Below are 21,586 nucleotides of genomic sequence, written 5' to 3'. Positions count from 1 at the left end.
TTTATCCTCTTTCAATTCCGTTCTTACAGTTCGCGCGCTGCCGCAACCACAGTCTCCGCTTCCTTTGCCGGTTCTTTTCTGACATTCTGCCGTTTTACCGATTTTACCACTTTCCCGGCTTTTTTGCCATCCTTTTCGGATGCCGGACCAGAAATTAGCTTAAAGCCGCGAAATACCAGAATACTCCGCGGCGGAACCATATACTGGCGAAGCTCTTCCTGCGGCTCCTGCCCTGCCTCCAGGCTATCCGGCGGACAGATTCCGTTATTGTCTGCGTCGTCTGTGTTGATGCACCGAGTCCACTGCATTCCCTTCGGAAGCTTCGGAAGATCAAATTCATGCGGCTCCCAGTGCATATTGTAGGCGACAAAGAAATAGTCATCGCTGGTGCCGTCCGCTCTTCGCCCGTACTCGCCGCAATAGAGAATGCCGAGCTGGCGGCGGAAGTTTTCAAACTCCGGGCACCATGTTTTGACGCCGTGGTAGGAAACATCCGGGTGTCCGCAGACGAGGTAATCAATATTTTTCGGCTCCACCGGCAGATGGAACACTGGATGCGCTTTGCGAAACGCTATCATATATTTTACAAATTCGTAAATATCCCGGTTCGTCTCCAGCTGATGCCAGTTGAGCCAGGAAATCTCATTGTCCTGACAGTAAGCATTATTGTTGCCGTTCTGGGAATTGCCGAACTCATCGCCCGCTAAAAACATCGGCGTTCCCTGGCTCAGAAAGAGCAGCAAAAATGCGTTGCGGAGCTGTTTTTTCCGCATCTGCACAATCTTCTTTTTCCGCGTCGTGCCCTCGACGCCGCAATTCCACGTATAATTATAATCGCTTCCATCCCGGTTATTCTCCCCGTTCGCTTCGTTGTGCTTCTGCTCACAGGAAACCATATCCATCATCGTAAAGCCATTTGTCGCCGCCATATAGTTGATCACGCCATACGCGTCCGGATTCCGGCGTGTCTGGTAAATGAGACGGCCGACCTGATCCTCATCGCCCTTTAATACCCGGCGCATATCGATCAAAAATCCTTCATTGTACTCGCCCAGATGCCAGCGGCGCTCCCGCAGCTTCGGTGCCGCTGCCGTTTTTGGCACACGCACGCCATCCCAGGAACCAGCTAATAGCTTCGTATCAGCTAACAGCGGATCTGACGCCAGCAGTTCGGCCGGCGCAAACCCGGACAGGTGCACGCCATCCACATGATACTCGTAAACCCAGAAACGAACCGCCTCCTGCGCCAGTGCCGCGCTCTCCTCACCGGTAAAATAAAGCTCAACCAGCACTTCGATATCATTTTTATGAAATTCTTTCACCAGATCCTTAAATTCCCGCTCCGGTTCTTTCTCTTTCCCGGATGTGTACGAAGCTTTCGGCGCAAACAGGTATCCCGCCCCATAGCCCCAGTAATTAAGCCGTCCGGTCGGTGTCCCGGTCGCATACGGATTCCCGTCTGCCCCATCCTCCATCATCACTTCCTGAAATTCATTCGGCATCATTAATTCAACTGCTGTGATACCCAATTCCTTTAAATAGGGAATTTTCTCCGTCAGCGCACGGAACGTTCCCCGCTCCCCGGTGCCGGAAGAAGTATGACGGGTAAATCCGCGCACATGCAGCCGGTACAGGATCGTCTCATCATACGGATGTTTCAGCGGCTGATCCATTTCCCAGTCATACATTTCTTCCGGGAAACGGCAGCGCACCGGACGGAGCGCCGCTTTTAAATCGCCCCAGCGCTCATGTCCTGTATAGATGCGCCCGCACGGATCCGGCAGCTCCCCCTGCTCGGTCTCGATCGTGTATTCCAGTCCCGAAAAATCATCGCCCGCAAGCTCCATCATCCAGAGATCCCCCACCCGTTCTTCCGGGGAAAATGGGATCCGGACACCCTGTTTTTTACCTGTCTCATAAATTGCCAGACGGCAAAATGTCCCCGGTGCTTCGACGCACAAGTGCATTCCCGTCTCTGTCCGCTTGATTCCCGGTGTAAAATCAGGGGTTCTTATCTTCTGTCTCACGATTTTTTCTGCTTTCACCTGTATCCCCTCCACGTTTTCATACGGCACTTTCGGTTCCAAAAGTGCCTATTTGTGAGCAGCCGCCTGCGCCTGTTACAGTCCACACATATGCAGACTGTAACAGGATTTTGCCGATGCTTCGCATTCCAAATCGGCAAAATCCGCCACCTCCACGTTTTCATACGGCACTTTCGGTTCCAAAAGTGCCTATTTGTGAGCAGCCGCCTGCGCTTCTATTTTCTCCGCCAGATCGTTCAGATACATCCAGCGGTCCATCTTTTCTTCCAAAAGAGCTTCTTTTTCCTCTTTTTCCTTTATGATGCCGTTCAGAGCCGTATAATCGCGGGCAGAGTCCTGCATCTGCTGCTCCAGATCCGCGATTGTCTCTTCCAGCGCCGCGATATCATCCTCGATCGTCTCCCACTCTTTCTGCTCCATATAGCTGAATTTGAGCTTTTTCTCGCGCTGGCGGCCGCGGTTTTTATCCTTTGCCGTCTCCGCTGCATCTGACGTTCCCGCACCAGAAGCGTCTCCGGTCTTCTGGCCTCTGCCGCGTTCCTGACCGGATGCCGTCCCAGATGCCTCCATCTCTGCCGCTATGCGTTCCTCGCAGGCTGCCTGATAGTCGGTATAGCCGCCCTCATACTGACGGATCGCGCCGCCGCCCTCAAAGGCGAAGATCCGGCGCACTACGCGGTCAAGGAAATACCGGTCATGCGATACTGTAATCACGATCCCCTGGAAATGATCAAGATAATCCTCCAGAATCGTCAGCGTGCCGATATCGAGGTCGTTGGTCGGCTCGTCGAGCAGAAGGACGTTTGGCGCGCCCATCAGGATATGGAGCAGATAGAGTCTGCGCCGCTCGCCGCCCGATAACTTGCCAATCAGCGTGTACTGCATATGGGACGGGAACAGGAACCGTTCCAACATCTGGGATGCCGATACCAGCCCATCCGCCGTCCGCACGTACTCTGCCACATTTTTAATGTAGTCGATCACGCGCATCGACTGATCCATATCTTCGTTTTCCTGTGAAAAATAACCCATTTTTACGGTCTGGCCGATGATCGTCTCGCCCGAATCCGGTTTCACCCAGCCGGTAATCATCTTCATCAGCGTCGATTTGCCGCTGCCGTTCGGTCCGATGATGCCGATGCGGTCATCCTTCAAGAAGATATAGGAAAAATCATCGATCAGGAGGCGGTCACCATACGCCTTATGAAGATGGTGTGCCTCGACCGTGGTCCGTCCGAGACGGCTGGAAATCGAGCTCATCTCCACATTTCCATCTACTTTCGGCGCTTCCACCGCACTCAACGCCTCGAAGCGCTGAATACGCCCTTTCTGCTTCGTGCTGCGTGCCTGTGCGCCGCGCCGGATCCACGCCAGCTCCGTCCGCAGGATATTCTGTCGTTTCTGCTCCGAGCTCACCGCCATCGCCTCGCGCTCTGCCTTTAATTCCAGATAGCCCTCATAGCCGGACTGATAACTGTACAGCTTTCCCTTGTCCAGTTCGACGATGCGGTTCGTCACGTTATCAAGGAAATACCGGTCGTGCGTGATCATCAGAAGCGCGCCGCGGAATTTTTTCAGGTACTCTTCCAGCCAGTCCGCCATCGCACTGTCCAGATGGTTCGTCGGCTCGTCTAAAATCAACAGATCCGCCGTCGATAACAGCACCGCTGCGAGCGCAACGCGCTTTCTCTGTCCGCCCGAAAGTGTCTCCACCTTGGCACTATAATCGGTGATTCCAAGCTTATTCAGCATGGATTTCGCATCGCCCTCGAGATCCCAGGCGTGCTCATGCGCCATATTTTCCCGGATCACGCAGTCTAAGACGGTCCGTCCCGCTTCAAACTCCGGATTCTGAGGCAGATAACGGATATAGAGATTTCGTCCCTTTACCACCGTACCCTCATCCGGCTCTTCCAGACCGGCTACAATCTTTAGAAGAGTAGATTTTCCGGTTCCGTTGATGCCGATGAGACCAATCTTATCACCTTCACCGATGGAAAATGCCACGTCATCAAAAAGCAGCCGTTCCGTATATGATTTTTTCAGATGTTCTGCTGTCAGTAAATTCATGTCTCATCCCGATCCTTTATCTGTAATTCTACCGGGCAGTGATCCGAACCCAGTATCTCCGTATGAATCTGTGTGCCCGCCAGCCGGTCCTTCAGGCTCTTGGAAACACAGAAATAATCAATCCGCCACCCAGCATTCTTCTCGCGCGCCTTAAACCGGTACGACCACCAGGAATAAACGCCCTCTTTATCCGGGTAAAAATAGCGGTACGTGTCGATATATCCAGCGTCCAGAAGCTCCGTAAACTTGCTTCTCTCCTCATCCGTAAATCCGGCATTTTTCCGGTTCGTCTTTGGATTTTTCAGGTCAATCTCCGTGTGGGCCACATTCAGATCCCCACAGAAAATAACCGGCTTTTTCTCCTCCAGCTTCTTCAAAAACTGGCGGAAATCATCCTCCCACTGCATCCGGTACGGAAGTCTCGCCAACTCATTCTGGGAGTTCGGTGTATAGCAGGTCACCACATAATAATCCGGGTACTCCGCCGTAATGACGCGCCCTTCATGATCGTGCTTCTCAATGCCAAGACCATAGCTCACGCTAAGCGGCTCCTCCTTCGAAAACAACGCCGTTCCTGAATATCCCTTCTTCTCTGCATAGCTCCAATACTGATAATACCCCGGAAGCTCCAGATCAATCTGCCCTTCCTGCAGCTTGCTCTCCTGAATACAGAAAATATCCGCATCCAGCTCATGGAATACATCCAGAAATCCCTTCCCCACACACGCCCGCAAGCCGTTTACGTTCCAGGAAATCATTTTTTTCATTCTATCTCTCCTTTTTATCAAATAAGGTTTTTCCGATACATAAAAAGACAGCAGGCAGGTGGCAGACGCTCCGAAACTGGTCTGTGGATGCAGAGCAGGCTTTCGCCTATCAGTTGTACGCATCTTGAACACGCTTGTCTGAATGGGGCGGACGCAAGTCCGACACAGACGAACAAGTGTAGTGAAAGCAAGCGAACAACGATAGTGCGAAGAGCCAGCGGCGCATTCACAGACCTGTTTCGGGGCGGCTGCTGCCTGCCCCACCTCTCTCATTTTTATAAATCTACGTGTAAATCCTGATGTTTAATCCCATGTCTCTCCACATATCCCGTCAGCATCAGGGTCAGCGCACCATCACCCGTTACGTTGCAGGCAGTACCAAAACTGTCCTGAAGCGCAAAGATCGTCAGCATCAGCGCCGTTCCGGTCGCATCGAAACCGAGGACACCGGTGATCAGTCCCAGGGATGCCATAACCGTACCGCCCGGAACACCCGGTGCACCTACGGCAAATACACCTAAAAGAACACAGAACAGAACCATCGTCATCATATCCGGGAGGGCGCCGTACAAAATCTTGGATACCGTCATGACAAAGAATACCTCGGTCAGAACCGAACCGCACAGATGGATATTCGCAAACAGCGGAATACCGAAATCAACCATATCGTCACGAAGCGGCTCTGCCTTTTTGGCACAACTGAGCGCCACTGCCAGGGTCGCCGCAGAAGACATCGTACCGACTGCCGTCAGATATGCCGGACCATAATGCTTGATAACGCCTCTCGGGTCACGGCCAGAGTAAATACCAGCCAGTGTATACAGCAGCGCCATCCAGATATAGTGGCCTGCCATAACAATCAGGATAACCGAAATGAAGATCGGAGCCTGTTTTGTGATGGTTCCCTCATATGCCAGGGAACAGAACGTAAATGCGATGTAAACCGGAAGAATCGGAATGACAATCTTCTGTACAATCTCCAGAACGATCTTCTGGAACTCGTCTAAGAGTTTCGTTACCGTCACCGCCTTGGTCCAGGTCGCTGCCAGACCAATCATAACGGAAAATACCAGCGCACTCATGACGCCCATGATCGGCGGAATGTCCAGTTTAAAGACAACCTCCGGCAGACTGCGCAGTCCATCGACTGCCGACTGAATCGACATATGCGGAATCAGCGTATATCCGGCTGCCATCGAAAACAGCGCCGCGCCAAGAGACGATGTATACGCCAGAATCAGCGCTACTCCAAGCAATCTGGAGGCATTCTTTCCAAGCTTCGTGATCGACGGGGCAATAAAGCCGATGACGATCAGCGGTACACAGAACGAAATAATCTGCCCAAAAATATAATTCAGCGTCACAACGATATTCATAAAACTTTCATTTGCTATAAGACCGGCAATAATACCGATCGCTACACCCAGCGCCAGCCGAAACGGCAGGCTTTTCATCAACTTGCTCATACCCATTTTTCCTTCCTAATACCTATCTCTTCATTCTTACTCTTCCCAAAGTTTTTTCGGATACAGACCGCCGTCCTTCATCCCCTGGATCGCATCTGTCACCATCTTCTTATCTTCCTTGTAGGTCACGCCGTACCAGCGGTCCACGCTCTTTAACACGGTCACCTCGGCTTTCCCCTCTTTCAGAAGTTCATCCACCACAAACGGGAGGAAATACTCACATTTGAGTGGATTTACCGACAGGTTTTTCTCCAAAAATGGAACAAAGCGCGCCTTTAACTCCTTTAAGATGCTGGAAGTAAAGCCCCAGAGGTTCATCGATACAAGCGTATCCTCCCCCAGCTGCTCCCAGGTTGCGCCGTCATCCTCAGTATATTCCGCCTGATCGCCGTGCTTCTCGATGCGCGTTCTCTCGTGGATATCCGCCAGATGTCCATCCGCATCCACCGTACAGACGCCGCGCGCCACATGCCCGTTTTCCGTCAATGTGTTGTAGAGATGATAGGCAACCATCGCATACTGATATTTGTCATCATCACCGCAGGATGCCAGACGATCGTAGATCGCCTTGAACGCCGATTTTCCATAGTAATCATCCGCGTTGATCACCGCAAACGGTCCGTCGATCACCTCGCTGCAGCAGAGAATCGCATGACCGGTTCCCCACGGTTTGACGCGTCCCTCCGGAACCTCAAACCCATCCGGAAGACGGTCATTTTCCTGATACACATACTCCACCTGCACGTGCTTTTCCATGCGGTTTCCGATATGTTCCTTAAACTCTTTCTCAATCGATTTCTTGATAATAAATACGACCTTTTCGAATCCAGCCTCGACTGCGTCGAAGATCGAAAAATCGATGATCAGATCTCCTTCCCGATCGACCGGATCAATCTGCTTCAAGCCGCCGTACCGGCTGCCCATACCAGCCGCCATGATCACCAGAACTGGCTTCTGACTCATGAAAATTGTCCTCACTTTCTGTTTCTTATCCACAATCCTGCCGTTTTCATTCAAAGCAGAATTGCCTGTTTCCTTTTATTTTAAACTAATTCGGGCAGACTGTAAACAGTAAAACAAAAACCCGGCTGCCGTTTTATTCCATAGAGCGGATATTCTTTTTTTGTTTACATTTTTATAAATGTATTTTTTACTGTTTCTACACCAGTTAATTGTATCTTTTAGTTCTGCGCATACTTGTATGATAGATTGTTTTCACAAATATTTGATGTATGCGGGAGGTGCTTTAAATGATTGCTGCTGGTGACCGGCTCCGTGATTTACGGGAGGACAAAGGAAAAACGCAGGCGGAAATTTCCAGTCTGCTGGGTACAACTCAGCAAATCTATTCCCGCTATGAAACAAACCGGACGGATCTGCCTCTTCGGCATCTGATAAAACTGGCAGATTATTACCAGGTCAGCGCCGATTATATTCTCGGTCGAACCTCCTACCCGAAGAATCCGCCCGAAATGGCGAAACCATTTCTTAAAAATGTCACCTATGGAGAGGTCAATGGGCGTATCTCCTCATTCCAGACTTCCACGAAAAAGCAGTTGATCGAATACATCAATTACCTGGTTTATCTGGAATCACGCCATAAGAAGGATTGATCGCGCCAAAAACGGGACATTGACACCATAGATGTGCAAAAGACAGCTCCAGACATCGCTCACATGCAGCGTCTGGGGCTGTCTTTTATCTTTCAGACTTTTGTCTAAATCACTTTGATTCCAGCTCTTAGTCGTCCTCTTCCTCACTATCCGTAACAGTAAATACCTGACGTTTTCTCGCCATCTCATCGTTTGCCAGATACTCATCGTAAGTAGTAATCTTATCGATCAGCTTGCCGTTTACGATTTCCATGATACGGTTTGCGGTCGTCTCAACGATCTGGTGGTCACGGGAGGAGAATAACAGCACGCCCGGGAACTTGATCATACCGTTGTTCAGAGCGGTAATGGACTCCATATCCAGATGGTCGGTCGGCTCGTCCAGAATCAGGACATTGGAACCGGAGATCATCATCTTAGAAAGCATGCAGCGCACCTTCTCACCGCCAGAAAGAACGCGGACCTTCTTCACGCCGTCCTCACCGGCAAACAGCATACGTCCTAAGAATCCGCGGACATAGGTCACGTCCTTAACCGGAGAGTACTGGGTCAGCCAGTCTACGATCGTGTCGTCGTTATCGAACTCTTTCGAATTGTCCTTTGGGAAATATGCCTGACTGGTGGTCAGACCCCATTTATAGGATCCCTCATCCGGCTCCATCTCGCCGGAAATAATCTTGAAGAGAACGGTCTTTGCCTGCTCGTTCGGTCCTACAAATGCTACCTTGTCCTCGCGTCCGAGAATGAAGGAAATATTATCAAGAACCTTCACACCATCGATAGTCTTAGACAGGTTCTCTACGCTTAATACCTCATTACCGATCTCACGTTCCGGACGGAAGTCGATATACGGGTACTTACGGCTGGACGGTTTGATCTCATCTAACTCAATCTTCTCCAGAGCACGTTTTCTGGAGGTTGCCTGCTTAGACTTGGAAGCATTGGCAGAAAATCGCTGGATGAACTCCTGCAGCTCCTTGATCTTCTCTTCCTTCTTCTTGTTGGCTTCCTTCATCTGCTTGATCATCAGCTGGCTGGACTCGTACCAGAAATCGTAGTTTCCGGCATAGAGCTGAATCTTGCCATAGTCGATATCTGCGATCTGGGTGCAGACTTTATTTAAGAAGTAACGGTCATGAGATACCACGATAACCGTATTCTCAAAGTTGATCAAGAACTCCTCGAGCCATGCGATCGCATCGAGATCCAAGTGGTTTGTCGGCTCGTCGAGAAGCAGGATGTCCGGGTTTCCGAACAGTGCCTGTGCCAGAAGAACTTTGACCTTCTGGGCACCGGTCAGATCTGCCATCTGTTTGTAGTGGAGATCCGTCTCGATTCCCAGACCATTTAAAAGGTTCGCCGCGTCGGACTCTGCCTCCCAGCCGTTCATCGTGGCGAACTCGCCCTCCAGCTCGGCAGCCTTGACGCCGTCCTCCTCGGAGAAGTCTTCCTTCATGTAGATGGCTTCCTTCTCTTTCATGATCTCGTAGAGTCTCGCATTTCCCATAATAACGGTATCAAGTACCGGATATGCGTCATATTTAAAGTGATCCTGCTGTAAGAATGAAAGTCTCTGTCCCGGTGTGATGATAACCTCACCATTGGTCGGTTCCAGCTGTCCGGACAGGATTCGTAAAAAGGTAGACTTTCCGGCACCGTTGGCACCGATGAGTCCGTAGCAGTTTCCCTCGATAAATTTAATGCTTACGTCCTCAAATAACGCCTTCTTTCCTACTCGCAGTGTTACATTGCTTGTACTAATCATGGCAATTTCCTTTCATACTGTTCAAATCGTTCATACTCCCCAGGTGCATCTTTGCCCCGGGCGGGTGCAATCCATGTATATTTTACAGGTTTTTCCCGAATTTGCAAGCATTTTACGGGTTTTTATTCCCATCCGCCAAAAACTAAAATCTTCCGAACGTATCCACCAGCCAGGACAAATAATCTGCCCGCTCATCCGTAAACTGCCCCGGAAGCAGACGCCAGCGCCAGTTTTCCCCGAGGGTTCCCGGCGTATTCATGCGCGCCCAGTTATCAAGTTTCAACACATCCTGCATCTGGAAAATGGCAACGCTCGCGACTGAACCGTATGCCGCGCGGAACACGCGGTCTACCACCTCACTCTGGTGTGCTGCACCGAGGTAATCGGCAATGTACTGAAGTTCCCACCACTGACGTTTTTCCGGTTTGAAATACCCCGCCAGCGTCTCATTGTCGTGCGTTCCACCGTAGACTACGGAGTTCGGGTCATAGCAGTGCGGCAGATGCTCGTTGAAACGGTCGCCACTGAACGCAAACTCAATGATCTTCATGCCCGGATAGCCCGTCTCTGCCAGCAGATCCTTGACCTCCTGACAGAAGACACCAAGATCCTCCGCGATGATCTTCGTCTCGTCTGCCGCCTCGTCAAGTGCGTCGGTCAGCTTTTTGCCCGGACCTTTCTCCCACTCGCCGTCTTTCGCAGTCACAGCGCCATACGGGATTGCATAATACTGCACCACGCCGATGAAATGGTCGATCCGCACCGCATCGTAGAGCTTCGCGGACGCTTTCATCCGGCTTCGCCACCAGGCGAAATCGGTTTGTTCCATTTTCTCCCAGTCGTAAAGCGGGTTGCCCCAGAGCTGTCCATCCTCTGAAAATGCATCCGGCGGCACACCCGATACCTTGAGCGGCGTCAGATTTTCCTCATCGAGCTGGAACAGCTCCGGGTGGCTCCAGACATCCGCGCTGTCGAGCGCCACGTAAATCGGAATATCGCCGACGATCTGAAGTTCTTTTTCTTTTGCATACTGTTTTAATTTTTTCCACTGTTCAAAAAACTTAAACTGTAAGAACTTCCAGTAATTTATTTCTTCTGCCAGCTCTTCGCGGCATGCCGAAAGCGCCTCCGGACGGCGGAACCGGATGTCCTCGTCCCAGTCCATCCAGCCTTTTCCTTCATATTTACCCTTGACTGCCATGTAGAGCGCATAGTCGTCCAGCCATTCTTCATTTTCTTCCAGAAATGCCTGATATTCCACACTTTCCTTATGGCTGCTCCGCTCATACGCCTTGCGCAGAAGCGGAAAACGGTAATAATACAGCGCGTCATATTTGACCTGATCCTGCTTGTCGCACCACCAGCAGGCGTCTATCTCATCCTGGGTCAGAAGTTTCTCGTCTTTCAGCGTATCCAGATCAATAAAATACGGATTTCCCGCAAATGCAGAGTAGGACTGGTACGGGCTGTCCCCGTAGCAGGTCGGTCCCATCGGAAGCACCTGCCAGTACGTCTGGCGTCCGCGTTTTAACTGATCAATAAACTCATACGCCGCCCGTCCGAACGTACCGATTCCATACGGCGACGGCAGGCTGAAAATCGGCATCAGCACGCCTGCGCCGCGTTTTAACATTGTCTTCATCGCTTCATTTCCTCCCATTCTGCCCGATATACTGTCTCACCGCTGCAGATGGTATAGTGAACCTTTCCATAGAGCTTCGCTCCCGCAAACGGGGAGTTGGAGGCCTTGGAATGGAATTTTTCTACGGTATATGGTGTCTGGTCGTCAAAAAGAACCAGATCCGCCGCGCCGCCCTCGCGGATGCGTCCCGCCTCCTTCATCCGGTACAGCTTCGCCGGATTCAGGCACATTTTCTCAAACAGAGTCAGATAATCAATGTGACCAGCTTTTACCAGCCTGGTAACCGCCAATGGCAGGGAGGTTTCCAGCCCGATGATGCCGCTCGGCGCCTCGGTCAGCGGTTTTGCCTTCTCCTCGGCGCTGTGCGGTGCATGATCCGTCGCAATCATATCAATCGTGCCGTCCTTGATTGCCTCAATCAACGCCTCGCGATCCGCGGCACTCCGCAGCGGCGGATTCATTTTCGCCAGTGTTCCGTACTCCAGAACCGCCGTCTCGTCCAGTGTAAAATGATGCGGTGTCACCTCCGCCCAGACATGCGCGCCCAGCTTTTTCGCCAGCCCGACCATCTGCACCGCATTGCGGGAACTGATGTGCTGGATATCCACATCTGCGCCCGTGTGAAGCGCGATCATGCAGTCGCGCGCCACCATCGAATCCTCCGCCAGCGCCGGGGAACCACCGATTCCCAGCTGCTCGGACACCGGACCGCGGTTGATGCCGTTGTTGAAAATAAATGCCGGATCCTCTTCATGGAAGCTGAGCGGCACATTGAGGCGTTTCGCCGTCTCCATCGCCTCTTTGACCAATTTTTCGCTCATCAGCGGGATTCCGTCATCCGTAAATCCGATCGCACCCGCCTCTTTGAGGGCGTCCATATCGGTCAGTTCTTTTCCCTGAAATCCCTTTGAGACTGCCGCGCAGGTTTCCACATGAATTCCCGTTTTCGCGCCCTTTTCCAGAATATACCGGACAATCTCCGGCGTATCGGCAACCGGTTTCGTGTTTGCCATACAGACCACCGTCGTAAAGCCGCCCGCCTTTGCAGCCGCCGCGCCCGTCTCGATGTCCTCCTTGTAGGTCAGACCCGGATCGCGGAAATGCACGTGGACGTCCACCAGTCCCGGCGCGACGATCAGCCCTTCTGCGTCCAGCACCTCGGCATCTGCCGGGATGGACGGTGCGTCAGATGCCCCATCTGATTCTGCTTTTGTATCTTTTTTCACGATTTTCTGAATTTTCCCATTTTCAATCCACAAATCTGCCCTTCCGTCGAATCTGCTCTCCGGATCGATGACTCTGCCATTTTTAATTATTTTTACCATTCTAACCCCTTTTTAACTCATATGTTAAAACGTAACTGTTCAGTACCTTCACAATCACGTCAAAACATTTTTTCAGACAAACTCAGCCCTTAACTCCTCTTCGCCGGCACGATCTCCAGCCAGTATCCATCCGGATCGTTAATGAAATAAATACCCATCGCCGGATTTTCAAAACAGATGCATCCCATTTCCTTATGTTTGGCATGTGCCGCCTCCATGTCTTCCGTCTCAAATGCCAGATGGAACTCATTGTCGCCCAGGTTGTAGGAGTCCTTCTCCCAGTCGCGCAGCCAGGTCAGCTCCAGCTGGTAGCTGGTCGTGGCGTCGCCCAGATAAACAAGGATAAAGCTTCCGTCTGCCGCCTCCTTGCGGCGTACCTCCTTAAGTCCCAGTGCTTCCTCATAAAATTTCAGTGACTTGTCCAGATCGATGACATTGAAATTGTTGTGTGCAAATGTAAATTTCATCGAATAAACTCCTCTCCTTCCTTGTGAATCTCTACAATCCGATCCCGCCAGCCTTCACTGGATGGATGTTCGATTAATTTGGGTATAATCGTATAATCTTCCCAGAAATGCATCGGGAAAATCCATTTTGCGTCCGCCTGCTCCATAAAACCGGCAGCGCCCAGATAAAACCACTGCTCCTGCCTCGGATCGACCGGGATAAATGCCAGATCCGCCGTGCGCCCGGAAAGCTTTTTCATCTCCTGTTTATAAGAAGCCGCCATATTCCGGTTCCATGCCATATCTTCGCCTTCCCACCACCAGTTATTTAAGTCACCGGCGTGATAAATCTCCTTTCCTTCGCAGGAGAGCCAGAAGGCGACGCCTTCGTCGGTGGAATGGAACGTCTCGACGATAAGACTTTCTTCAGAAATATTCAGGCAAAATCTTTCTCCTGCCTTTACCAGCCGTATCCTGTCTTTATATCGTTTACGATATTCCTCCGGTATCTTTTTCCCAATCTCTTTTGAGAGAATATAAAAAACATTTTCCCGTTTCTCTCCCAGCTGAAAGATTACCGGAGCATAATGATCGGCATGGAAATGGCTCGCAAAGATAAAGAGGGGCTTCCCTGCCGGGAACTCCGGGAGAGTTCCCTTAAAATAATCAAACAGAATCACGGCATTTTCAAGCTCAACTGAAAACGAGCTGTGATGAATATATGTGATTTTCAAACGAATTAATTCCCTTCTATAATGAAAAAGAATGTGCCTTGGCACATTCTCGCGCCGAGCGCGGTCGCTTGCGACATGTTTCTGCTTCGCGCGAGTGCGCATCATTGGCACGTTAGTGCCTTTTTGTGTAATAGGAAATTTCAAGGAATTTCCTATTACACGAAACAACAGCCAGCCAAAAGTATCCCGCATACGATACTCGCAGCGCTTTCAGCCGGCTGTGCTCTCTTCGCAACCTTTAGTTTTCTTTCTTGCTCTGTGCTTTTGCTAAGAATTTCTCATTTTTGATGATGAAACGCTCATGTGTGCCGCCGCCGATGGAACCTTTCGCGTCAAATGCCTCTACCTTAAATACGAGACGTCTGCCGTCTACTTCTACCAGCTCACTCTCGCACCAAACCTGCATGCCGACCGGGGTCGCTGCATTATGGGCAATTTCCAGCTTTGTACCAACGGTTCCCTCACCGTCGTTTAAGTACGGAGCCACGCTCATCCACGCGGTTTTCTCCATCAGTGCAACCATCGCCGGAGTTGCAAACACCGGTAACAGACCGCTTCCCACTGCTGCTGCGGAATTTTCATCCGTAACCATAACTTCCTGTCTTCCCTTGATACCAGCTTCTAACATATTGTCTGCCTCTCTTTCTTTTTTTGCGCCAAAATCTGCGCTGTATCAAATTTGTTACTGTTCACGCATACGTGCCCAGTAACGGAATTTGCCGTGGCTTCGCATTTAAATACGGCAAATTCCTGCTGCCACCATGTTTTCTTACGGCACTTTCGGTCTCAAAAGTGCCTACCCGTGTACAGTAACTCAAATTTCTGTAACCATCCCTTGCTTCCACAGCCGCCATCACTCTTTTAGCGGTATCCGTCTGTATTTCCCCGCCTTACAGCTGTTTGCCGCACTTTGGACAGTACGAAAAATCCTCATCCATCTCAAATCCACAGGACGGACAGACCTTATGACGGTGTGATGCATCACTTCCCGTCCACGGATTTCCATTTCCATCCTGCCGAAGTGTCAGATCGCTTTCCGTGATCTCGACCTCCTCGCCCCGAAGCAGCCTCTTTCCCACCTCCGGATCCAGCTCATAGACCGCACCGCAGCACGACATTTCTACGAAAAAGCGCCGGTTCCATTTAAAAATCGGGATAAAAAAGAAACTAAAATACATATAGGTCATGTACACCTGATACCGCCCATAAGCGCCGCAGCGCCCGCAGATCACTGTTTTCAGGTACTCCAGCGGCTTTACGCCGGAACTGATGCCACCGATAAAAAACATCCGTCTCCCCTCCTGCCATAGAACAAAGAATGTGCTCTGGCACATTCTCGCGCCGAGCGCGGTCGCTTGCGACATGATTCCTCTTCGCGCGAGTGCGCACATATATACATCATACCTAAGTAGCGCGTCTTTCGCAAGATTTTTTTACGCTCTGATGCAATTCTGATGCAATTCTGATGTAATTCCTTTCTGATAAAAGGTAACCGTTTGCAGTCAAAGGTCTTCTATGCTATGATACGTCTCATAAGAATTACATGATTTGATACTTTATGATTCAAGGTTTTATAACTTGATATTCCATAGATATAAGCAAAGAATATTTGTAACTCTTCAGTAGGTCTGCGCATTTACTGCGCTGACCGTACGAAAACATGGGTCAGCAGGCAAAAATTCCATTGCCGTAGGCAATTTTTAATGAATTTTTGCGCGTGACTGTGAAGGTACTGAACAGTTACGAATATTTTAAAAAAAGAGGATGCCCTGCCATGAACACACATACAACAAACCTGCCTGCAATCGAAAAGCACAATTTTCCCAACTCCCACATCATCTCCTGCCTGAACCTGAACCTCGCCCAGATCGCCGCCTCCGGTCAATGTTTCCGTATGCTTCCGGTTCCGGAAAAACCGGGGAGCTGGTCACTCATCAGCGGGACGCACTATCTGGAAATTTCCGGGACGCCGGACGGTTTCTTCTTCGACTGCCCGGACGAAGCGCTTCCTTTCTGGAAACAATACTTCGATCTCGGCACCGATTACGGCTCTTTCATCGCCTCCATCCGCGCAGACGATGCCTACCTCGCGGCGGCGGCAGACGCCGGTTCCGGCATCCGGATTCTCCGTCAGGATCTCTGGGAAATGATGATCACCTTCCTGATCTCCCAGCAGAAAACCATCCCAAAGATCCGCGAAGCCGTCGAAGCTCTGGCAAAAAAATACGGTGCGAAGAGAACCGCCGCCCTGTCCGACAGTTCCATCCGCACCTACTATTCTTTTCCCTCGCCCGAAGAACTGGCATCTGCCAGCCTGGACGACCTATTAACCTTAAAACTCGGCTACCGCGCCAAATACATCCACCGCCTCATCCAGGATGTCCTCGCCGGAAACGTATCCTTAGAATCCCTCTCAGCCCTGCCTCCGGACGAAGCCATGACCGCACTTACCAGCCTCTATGGCATCGGGCCCAAGGTCGCCAACTGCGTCTGCCTCTTCGGACTTCACCACATCGACGCCTTCCCCGTCGATACCTGGATCGAACAGATCCTGACCAAAGAATACCTTCCCAAACACCCCATCCGCTACCGCCGCCTTCCAAAAAGCCGCCTGTACACTACTATTATCCAGGATTTTTTTGGAAGCTACAAAGGATACGCAGGGGTAATGCAGCAGTATATCTTTTATTATGAGCGCAGCATCCGAAACGGAAAATCTTAAAGATTCAGCAGCGCCAACGCCACCAAAATAATCCCGCATCCCCCAATCTGTCTCCGGCTGATTGGATCCCCGAGCACCAGCACGCTCACAAAGCTGACCACCAGGATCGTACCGACACTAAAGCTCGGATACACGATAAACGCCGGCAGTCTCGACACACTCGCCAGCAACAGCGAGGTTGAAAAATAGTTTGGAAATCCGACTGCCACACCACTCAAAAAGTCCATCTTTCCAATCTTGCGGCGGGTTCTCTGCTGCTCGAGAAATGCCAGAACCACAGTCAGAACCAGTGCGGTCAGGAACGTATAGAACAGAAACAGCGCATCAAACCGTCTCTCGCCGATCCGCTCCGTTACCTTGGACATCCCGTCTGCCATACCGCTGACGACAAATAAAACGAGCAGAAGTCCCGCCGAACCCATCCTCCGTCTGCGTCCGCAGCCGCGGTCCCCCTCGCTGTTGATGACCCAGATCGCCACAATAACCAGCACGATCCCCACCAGCTGGAACAGCGTTGGGATCTCACCTAAAAACAGGATACTCGCCGTGACCGGAATCACGATACCAAGCTTCGCAAATGCCGACGACAGAACTGCCCCATTTTCACGGATGCATTTCTGCATCAGAACCAGATTTCCTGTAAACAAAAATCCATTCACGATTCCCGTAAGAACCGCCGTCCGGCTGCCTGCCGCAAAGATATTTTTATCTGGAAGCAGAACAAACGCCACTACCAGGCAGGTCACATAATTTCCAACCAAAATCCCATACCGGTTATCGCTGAACGTCTCACTGATCCGCAGCGCCAGCGCCAGGGACGCGCTGAAAAGAATCGCAAAAATCAGATAAATCATACCTACTTATAAGAGATCGCCGGTCTCCCGGAATTTCCGGTAATGATGCGTTCTCTTTGCCTCCTCCAGTTTTTTAAGCATGGCCGGGATATCCCCGTTTAAGGTTCCCGCCAGAATCACGTAGTTCGACGCATGGTTCGTCCGGAATACAGTGCCCGGAGAATCCACATTTTTCAGGAAAATTTCCATTTCATCCACAATTTCATCCGGAGTTATCCGCTGGAACCGCCCTTCCACGACATCTGCATACATCGGCGTGCCCTCGTACAGGCGCAGCGTCAGGAAGGATGCGTACTCCGGGTTCATCGCCGTGATGAGCTTCGCACAGGACAAGGCATGTTCCTCCACCTTGCTGCGTCCGCCAAGCCCCGAAATCAGCGTCACTGAGGTCGCGATGCCGCAGCGTTTCAGCTTCTGCCCTGCTTCAATGGTCTGTTCCGCCGTCACGCCTTTATTGATATATTTTAAAATCTCATTGTCGCCGGATTCCGCGCCCACATAAACGATTCCGAGTCCCGCCTTGCGCAGGCGGATCAGCTCTTCTTCCGATTTCCGCAAAATATCCTGTGCCGTTCCGTAGGAAGCCACCCGCTTCACGCCCGGATACAGGCGGTGGATCGCATCCAGAATCACCAGAAGATCCTCTGTTTTCATAACCAGCGCATCGCCGTCCGCCAAAAATACCTTCTCGATATACGGCGCATACGGATTGTGCGAAACCTCCGTCAAATCTGCCAGAATCTCCGCCAGGCTCCGGATCCGGAACTTCTTTTCTTTATACATATTGCAAAAGCCGCAGGTGTTGTGTGCACATCCGATCGTCACCTGAATGATCAGGCTGCGCGCCTCACTCGGCGGTCTGTATACAATTCCCTCGTAGTCCATATGATTCCTCCTTTTTCTGTATCTCCTCTGCTGGACTGCCCGCATCTGCTCCGGCAGTTTCCTCATTTTCTGCATTCTCCGGGTTTTCTATCGTCTCCCCCGGCAGCGGGAAATCCACGCCCGCTTTCAGCTCCAGCACCGTGTTGTTCGTCCGGGCATCGTGCAGGATCGCCTGCAGCCTTGCCAGCCAGAAATCATTGCCGCTGTAACGGATCCAGTACTGATATGCCTCGCTTTTTCTGATCTTTGCCACATCAATCTTCGTGCCCGAACAATAATCACGGTTCATATCGGCATAGAGCCTTGCCATCTCTTCTTTGATATCCTTTGATGCCGACTGCAGCGCCTTAAACGTCTGTTCCGAAATCACATCTACCAGAAACTGATCCGCATAAGCATCAAAATTGAGAAGATTCTCGTCTTCTTCCCCGTAGCGCTGCGCCCAGCCTGCTATGTCTACCTTTTTTGTATGGTAGGACAGACTGCCATCCGCCTGCCAGTTTAGGATACTGTACTGGCACGGCGCCATTGGAAGCGGAGAAGTCACTATCTCCCGGATTCCATATCCGCCCGGTGTGTTCAGATTTGACGTATGCTTCTTGATTCTCTGCAAATGCAGATGCCCGCTCAAATACACCGGAACTCCATATGCTTCCAGAAGCGCGGTCACTTCTTTCGTATTTTCAATCGTGCATTCCTCCGGATAGAGTGTACTCTCATCCAGCAGATTGTGGTGTGAAACCGGAATGACCGTCACACCCTGTTTTTTCGCCTCCTCCAGCTGTGTTTTCATCCACGCAACCGTCTCTTCGCTTAGCTTTCCGCCCGTCTCATGGACCGGTTCACACATGCAGCTGTCCAGCATCATCAGCCAATATTTTTCATCCAGGCGGTAAACATAACTCAGCGAATCCGAAGCCCGGGACACCGCCTGATCATAGCCAAACTTATGGTAAATCTGGTAAAACTCTTCCGAACTTGTTCCCTCTGCCGGGGATACCTGATCATCAAAATACGTTGCCGCCCACGGGTGGTTAATATCATGGTTGCCCGGAATCACCAGCACCGGAATTCCCGCTGCCTGCACCCGCTCTAGCTTCTCTGCAAGCGCTTCATGGTTTGCTTTCTCACCATTCTGGGAGAGATCTCCGCTCAAAACCAGTGCCGATGGATGCGCCGTCCGCACCTCCTCCAGAAATGCCTCCGTGATCTCATCCAGATACGGCACGATCGTCCCATCATTTCCCATCGTATAGGTATCAAACGCCGACTGGAAATCTGTCATCTGCGGGGACTGATAGTGAAGATCCGTCGCCAGCCAGATGGTCGGCGGCATATAAACTGTCTCTTCCTGTGCCTTCTGGGGCTCTTTTTTTCTTTTATACAGCTGTTTCCGGGAAGTCCGGCGCTTTAAAGCCGTTTCTCCATCCGAAGCGTTCTCATCTGCATCATCCTGTATCACTTCCCCGGCGGATGATTCATCCTCCTCCAGATTCCCGGCGGCTCTATTTTTTTCATTCTCCGCCACATCGCCGCCATCTGTCTCAGCTTCCGAAGCTTCCGTCCCGGATGCATGCTTTTTCCCTGCATCCGGCACCAGCCATACAACCAGAAAAAGTGCGAGGACCAGCAGCAGAAGCTGTGCCCCCCGCACCAGAATCGACATCTGTCTTAACTGTTTCATGCCTGCTCCGGTTTCGGCGCATTGCTCTTACCTGTCAGAGTTTCCACACGCAGGCAGAGGACGGTGGTTCTCGCCGCCACCTCCGGAGCAAACTCATACGGTCCGCCCTCTGGATCATACTGCTGCATGATCCTTGTCAGTGCCTCTCCTTTCTCCCCAGGATCAGCCACACGGGATAACCGTCCAGTGCCGCAGACACTCTCATAAATCATCGTGCTTCTGCATGCCGGTTCCAGAATCTTTATCTCTTTTTCATTCTGCACACAGAATGCCACCCGGTTGTCGCGCTCCATATGCTCAATCTTCGTTCCCACCGGAGCGCCGTGGAAATACAGCACCGGCGTCTCCTGGTCTTCGTTCCACACAAAACCATAATTTAACGGGATCACATACGGGTATTCATCCCCGGAAAAGGCGAGACTGCACACCCGGCAGTGTTCCAAAATGGCTTTCTGCCCGTCTTTCGACTCAATCGCACGTTCTCCTCTTCGCATTATTTATCCCCCTTCTTATCCGAACCTTTCTTCTCCTGATTCTCTTTCTCCCGTTGCTCCCGTACCTTCTGGAACGCCTCGTCGCCGACTGCCACGCGGATAAACTCCTCCATCGCCTTCGTGAGGTACTTATTTCTCTTCTTGTACAAATAAACGTAACGGACCGCCAGCTCTTCATTCATCTTGTAAAAGCACAGCGGCACTTCATATGGAAGATTGACGATCAGGCCATCCGGGATGAAGGTCGCGCCCACGCCCCGTCCTGCCATGTTGAACGCAGAGACAACCTGGTCCGGTTTCATGATAATATTCGGCGAATAATTCTGGCGGCTGCACATCTTCATGCTGCGCTTGTAAATACTGTTTTCCTCTTTGACGAAGATAAACGGAGTACTCTTTAAGAGCGGCAGCGGCAGTACCGGGAACTCCGCCTGACTGTGGCGTCCTGCCCGGATATCTTCCGCGGTAAGCTGATACTGGGTCAGCTCCTCATTGATCGGAAAACTCTTCGGAACAGCCAGAATAATTCTCTCCGTGCTATAATAATACTTTTCATAATTTTTGTCATCCAGTTCCGAGTTATCGATCAGAAGATCCAGTTCCTCGGCAACCAACTTATCGGTCAGCTGTGTGGTCGTGCCCTCCTGCAGATCAATCTTGATCTGCGGATACCGATGGGAAAACTCGCTCAACACGCCCGGAAGTACAAACGAGGTAAAAAAGATCGTTCCGCCAACCGACAGCTTGCCCGCCAGAAGCCCATTTAAGTTATTCAGTTGATTGAGCGTGTTCTGTTCCAGCGCAAACAGCTTTTCGATCGCGTCGATATAAACTTCACCGCCCGGCGTCAGTCCGATCGGAGAGGTGCTCCGGTCAAAAATCGGAGTTCCTATCTTTTTCTCCACCTTCTTGATCGCCGTGCTTAACGCCGGCTGCGTAATATACAGTTTCTGCGCCGCCTTCGAAAAACTCTTTTCCTCGTAGACCGCGTATACATACTCTTTTCCGTCGAACATGTTTCCTCCTATGTACCCTGCTTTTTCTGCATCCTGCGGGATATTTCATCCCGAAACT

19 protein-coding genes are annotated in these 21,586 nt (G+C 51.1%); 2 read left to right on the top strand and 17 right to left on the bottom strand.

Annotation, left to right across the window (positions count from 1 at the left end):
• Positions 1-23: 23 nt before the first annotated feature.
• The 5 genes from DXC57_RS06260 to DXC57_RS06240 all read right to left on the bottom strand — a co-directional run bounded on the left by DXC57_RS06260 (position 24) and on the right by DXC57_RS06240 (position 7,311).
• On the bottom strand, positions 24-2,045 hold the full coding sequence (locus DXC57_RS06260) for an alpha amylase C-terminal domain-containing protein (RefSeq protein WP_243101333.1): 2,022 nt from the start codon (positions 2,043-2,045) through the stop codon (positions 24-26).
• Between the two features lie 189 nt (positions 2,046-2,234).
• Positions 2,235-4,115, bottom strand: a complete 1,881-nt coding sequence (locus DXC57_RS06255; protein WP_118651641.1) for an ABC-F family ATP-binding cassette domain-containing protein — start codon at positions 4,113-4,115, stop codon at positions 2,235-2,237.
• Entirely contained in the window at positions 4,112-4,882 is a 771-nt protein-coding gene (locus tag DXC57_RS06250) for an exodeoxyribonuclease III (protein WP_118651639.1), read from the bottom strand. The genes DXC57_RS06255 and DXC57_RS06250 overlap by 4 nt, the downstream gene beginning before the upstream one ends.
• Before the next feature lie 275 nt (positions 4,883-5,157).
• Entirely contained in the window at positions 5,158-6,348 is a 1,191-nt protein-coding gene (locus DXC57_RS06245) for a dicarboxylate/amino acid:cation symporter (RefSeq protein ID WP_118651789.1), read from the bottom strand.
• Positions 6,349-6,384: 36 nt separating this feature from the next.
• The gene (locus DXC57_RS06240; protein WP_107001017.1) at positions 6,385-7,311 is read right to left on the bottom strand and encodes a sugar phosphate nucleotidyltransferase; all 927 of its coding nucleotides are present in this window, start codon (positions 7,309-7,311) and stop codon (positions 6,385-6,387) included.
• A gap of 287 nt (positions 7,312-7,598) precedes the next feature.
• Here DXC57_RS06240 and DXC57_RS06235 point away from each other — a divergent pair, with 287 nt between their 5' ends.
• The gene (locus DXC57_RS06235; protein WP_022360587.1) at positions 7,599-7,961 is read left to right on the top strand and encodes a helix-turn-helix transcriptional regulator; all 363 of its coding nucleotides are present in this window, start codon (positions 7,599-7,601) and stop codon (positions 7,959-7,961) included.
• A gap of 127 nt (positions 7,962-8,088) precedes the next feature.
• Here the strand turns inward: DXC57_RS06235 and DXC57_RS06230 are convergent, their stop codons facing one another.
• From DXC57_RS06230 to DXC57_RS06200, 7 genes are all read right to left on the bottom strand, one after another.
• Positions 8,089-9,726 (bottom strand): ATP-binding cassette domain-containing protein, encoded by a 1,638-nt coding sequence (locus tag DXC57_RS06230; protein ID WP_107000800.1) that lies wholly within the window; start codon positions 9,724-9,726, stop codon positions 8,089-8,091.
• A gap of 142 nt (positions 9,727-9,868) precedes the next feature.
• A complete protein-coding gene (gene malQ / locus DXC57_RS06225) occupies positions 9,869-11,368 on the bottom strand; it encodes a 4-alpha-glucanotransferase (RefSeq protein ID WP_118651637.1) in 1,500 nt (499 codons plus the stop codon).
• Positions 11,365-12,693, bottom strand: coding sequence for a dihydroorotase (locus tag DXC57_RS06220; protein ID WP_118651635.1), 1,329 nt, complete (start codon positions 12,691-12,693; stop codon positions 11,365-11,367). The genes malQ and DXC57_RS06220 overlap by 4 nt, the downstream gene beginning before the upstream one ends.
• Before the next feature lie 89 nt (positions 12,694-12,782).
• Positions 12,783-13,160 carry a VOC family protein gene (locus tag DXC57_RS06215; RefSeq protein WP_107000803.1) on the bottom strand — a complete coding sequence of 126 codons (378 nt, stop codon included), beginning with the start codon at positions 13,158-13,160 and terminating at the stop codon, positions 12,783-12,785.
• Positions 13,157-13,873, bottom strand: coding sequence for an MBL fold metallo-hydrolase (locus DXC57_RS06210; RefSeq protein ID WP_107000804.1), 717 nt, complete (start codon positions 13,871-13,873; stop codon positions 13,157-13,159). The genes DXC57_RS06215 and DXC57_RS06210 overlap by 4 nt, the downstream gene beginning before the upstream one ends.
• Positions 13,874-14,111: 238 nt before the next feature.
• On the bottom strand, positions 14,112-14,501 hold the full coding sequence (locus DXC57_RS06205) for a thioesterase family protein (RefSeq protein ID WP_022360593.1): 390 nt from the start codon (positions 14,499-14,501) through the stop codon (positions 14,112-14,114).
• 262 nt (positions 14,502-14,763) lie between these two features.
• Positions 14,764-15,162 carry a zinc ribbon domain-containing protein gene (locus tag DXC57_RS06200; protein WP_118651633.1) on the bottom strand — a complete coding sequence of 133 codons (399 nt, stop codon included), beginning with the start codon at positions 15,160-15,162 and terminating at the stop codon, positions 14,764-14,766.
• 485 nt (positions 15,163-15,647) lie between these two features.
• Between DXC57_RS06200 and DXC57_RS06195 the strand changes: the two genes are divergently transcribed.
• On the top strand, positions 15,648-16,595 hold the full coding sequence (locus DXC57_RS06195) for a DNA glycosylase (protein WP_118651631.1): 948 nt from the start codon (positions 15,648-15,650) through the stop codon (positions 16,593-16,595).
• Here the strand turns inward: DXC57_RS06195 and DXC57_RS06190 are convergent.
• From DXC57_RS06190 to DXC57_RS06170, 5 genes are read right to left on the bottom strand one after another with little or no spacing between them, the layout of a single operon-like run.
• Positions 16,592-17,449: an EamA family transporter gene (locus DXC57_RS06190; RefSeq protein WP_022359449.1), complete on the bottom strand. Its 858-nt coding sequence runs from the start codon at positions 17,447-17,449 to the stop codon at positions 16,592-16,594. The two genes, DXC57_RS06195 and DXC57_RS06190, sit on opposite strands and share 4 nt — an antisense overlap.
• Positions 17,450-17,455: 6 nt before the next feature.
• The gene (locus DXC57_RS06185; protein ID WP_118651629.1) at positions 17,456-18,334 is read right to left on the bottom strand and encodes a radical SAM protein; all 879 of its coding nucleotides are present in this window, start codon (positions 18,332-18,334) and stop codon (positions 17,456-17,458) included.
• On the bottom strand, positions 18,297-20,018 hold the full coding sequence (locus DXC57_RS06180) for a metallophosphoesterase (protein WP_118651627.1): 1,722 nt from the start codon (positions 20,016-20,018) through the stop codon (positions 18,297-18,299). The genes DXC57_RS06185 and DXC57_RS06180 overlap by 38 nt, the downstream gene beginning before the upstream one ends.
• Entirely contained in the window at positions 20,015-20,512 is a 498-nt protein-coding gene (locus DXC57_RS06175; RefSeq protein WP_118538436.1) for a pyridoxamine 5'-phosphate oxidase family protein, read from the bottom strand. The genes DXC57_RS06180 and DXC57_RS06175 overlap by 4 nt, the downstream gene beginning before the upstream one ends.
• Positions 20,512-21,528 carry a LysR family transcriptional regulator gene (locus tag DXC57_RS06170; RefSeq protein WP_022359453.1) on the bottom strand — a complete coding sequence of 339 codons (1,017 nt, stop codon included), beginning with the start codon at positions 21,526-21,528 and terminating at the stop codon, positions 20,512-20,514. Before DXC57_RS06170 ends, DXC57_RS06175 begins: the two co-directional genes overlap by 1 nt.
• Positions 21,529-21,586: the final 58 nt, after the last annotated feature.

This window comes from Clostridium sp. TF06-15AC, assembly GCF_003481165.1.
Lineage (GTDB): Bacteria > Bacillota > Clostridia > Lachnospirales > Lachnospiraceae > Otoolea > Otoolea fessa.
Note: the sequence above shows the minus strand (reverse complement) of the source record. Positions and strands in the feature narration are given on the sequence as shown.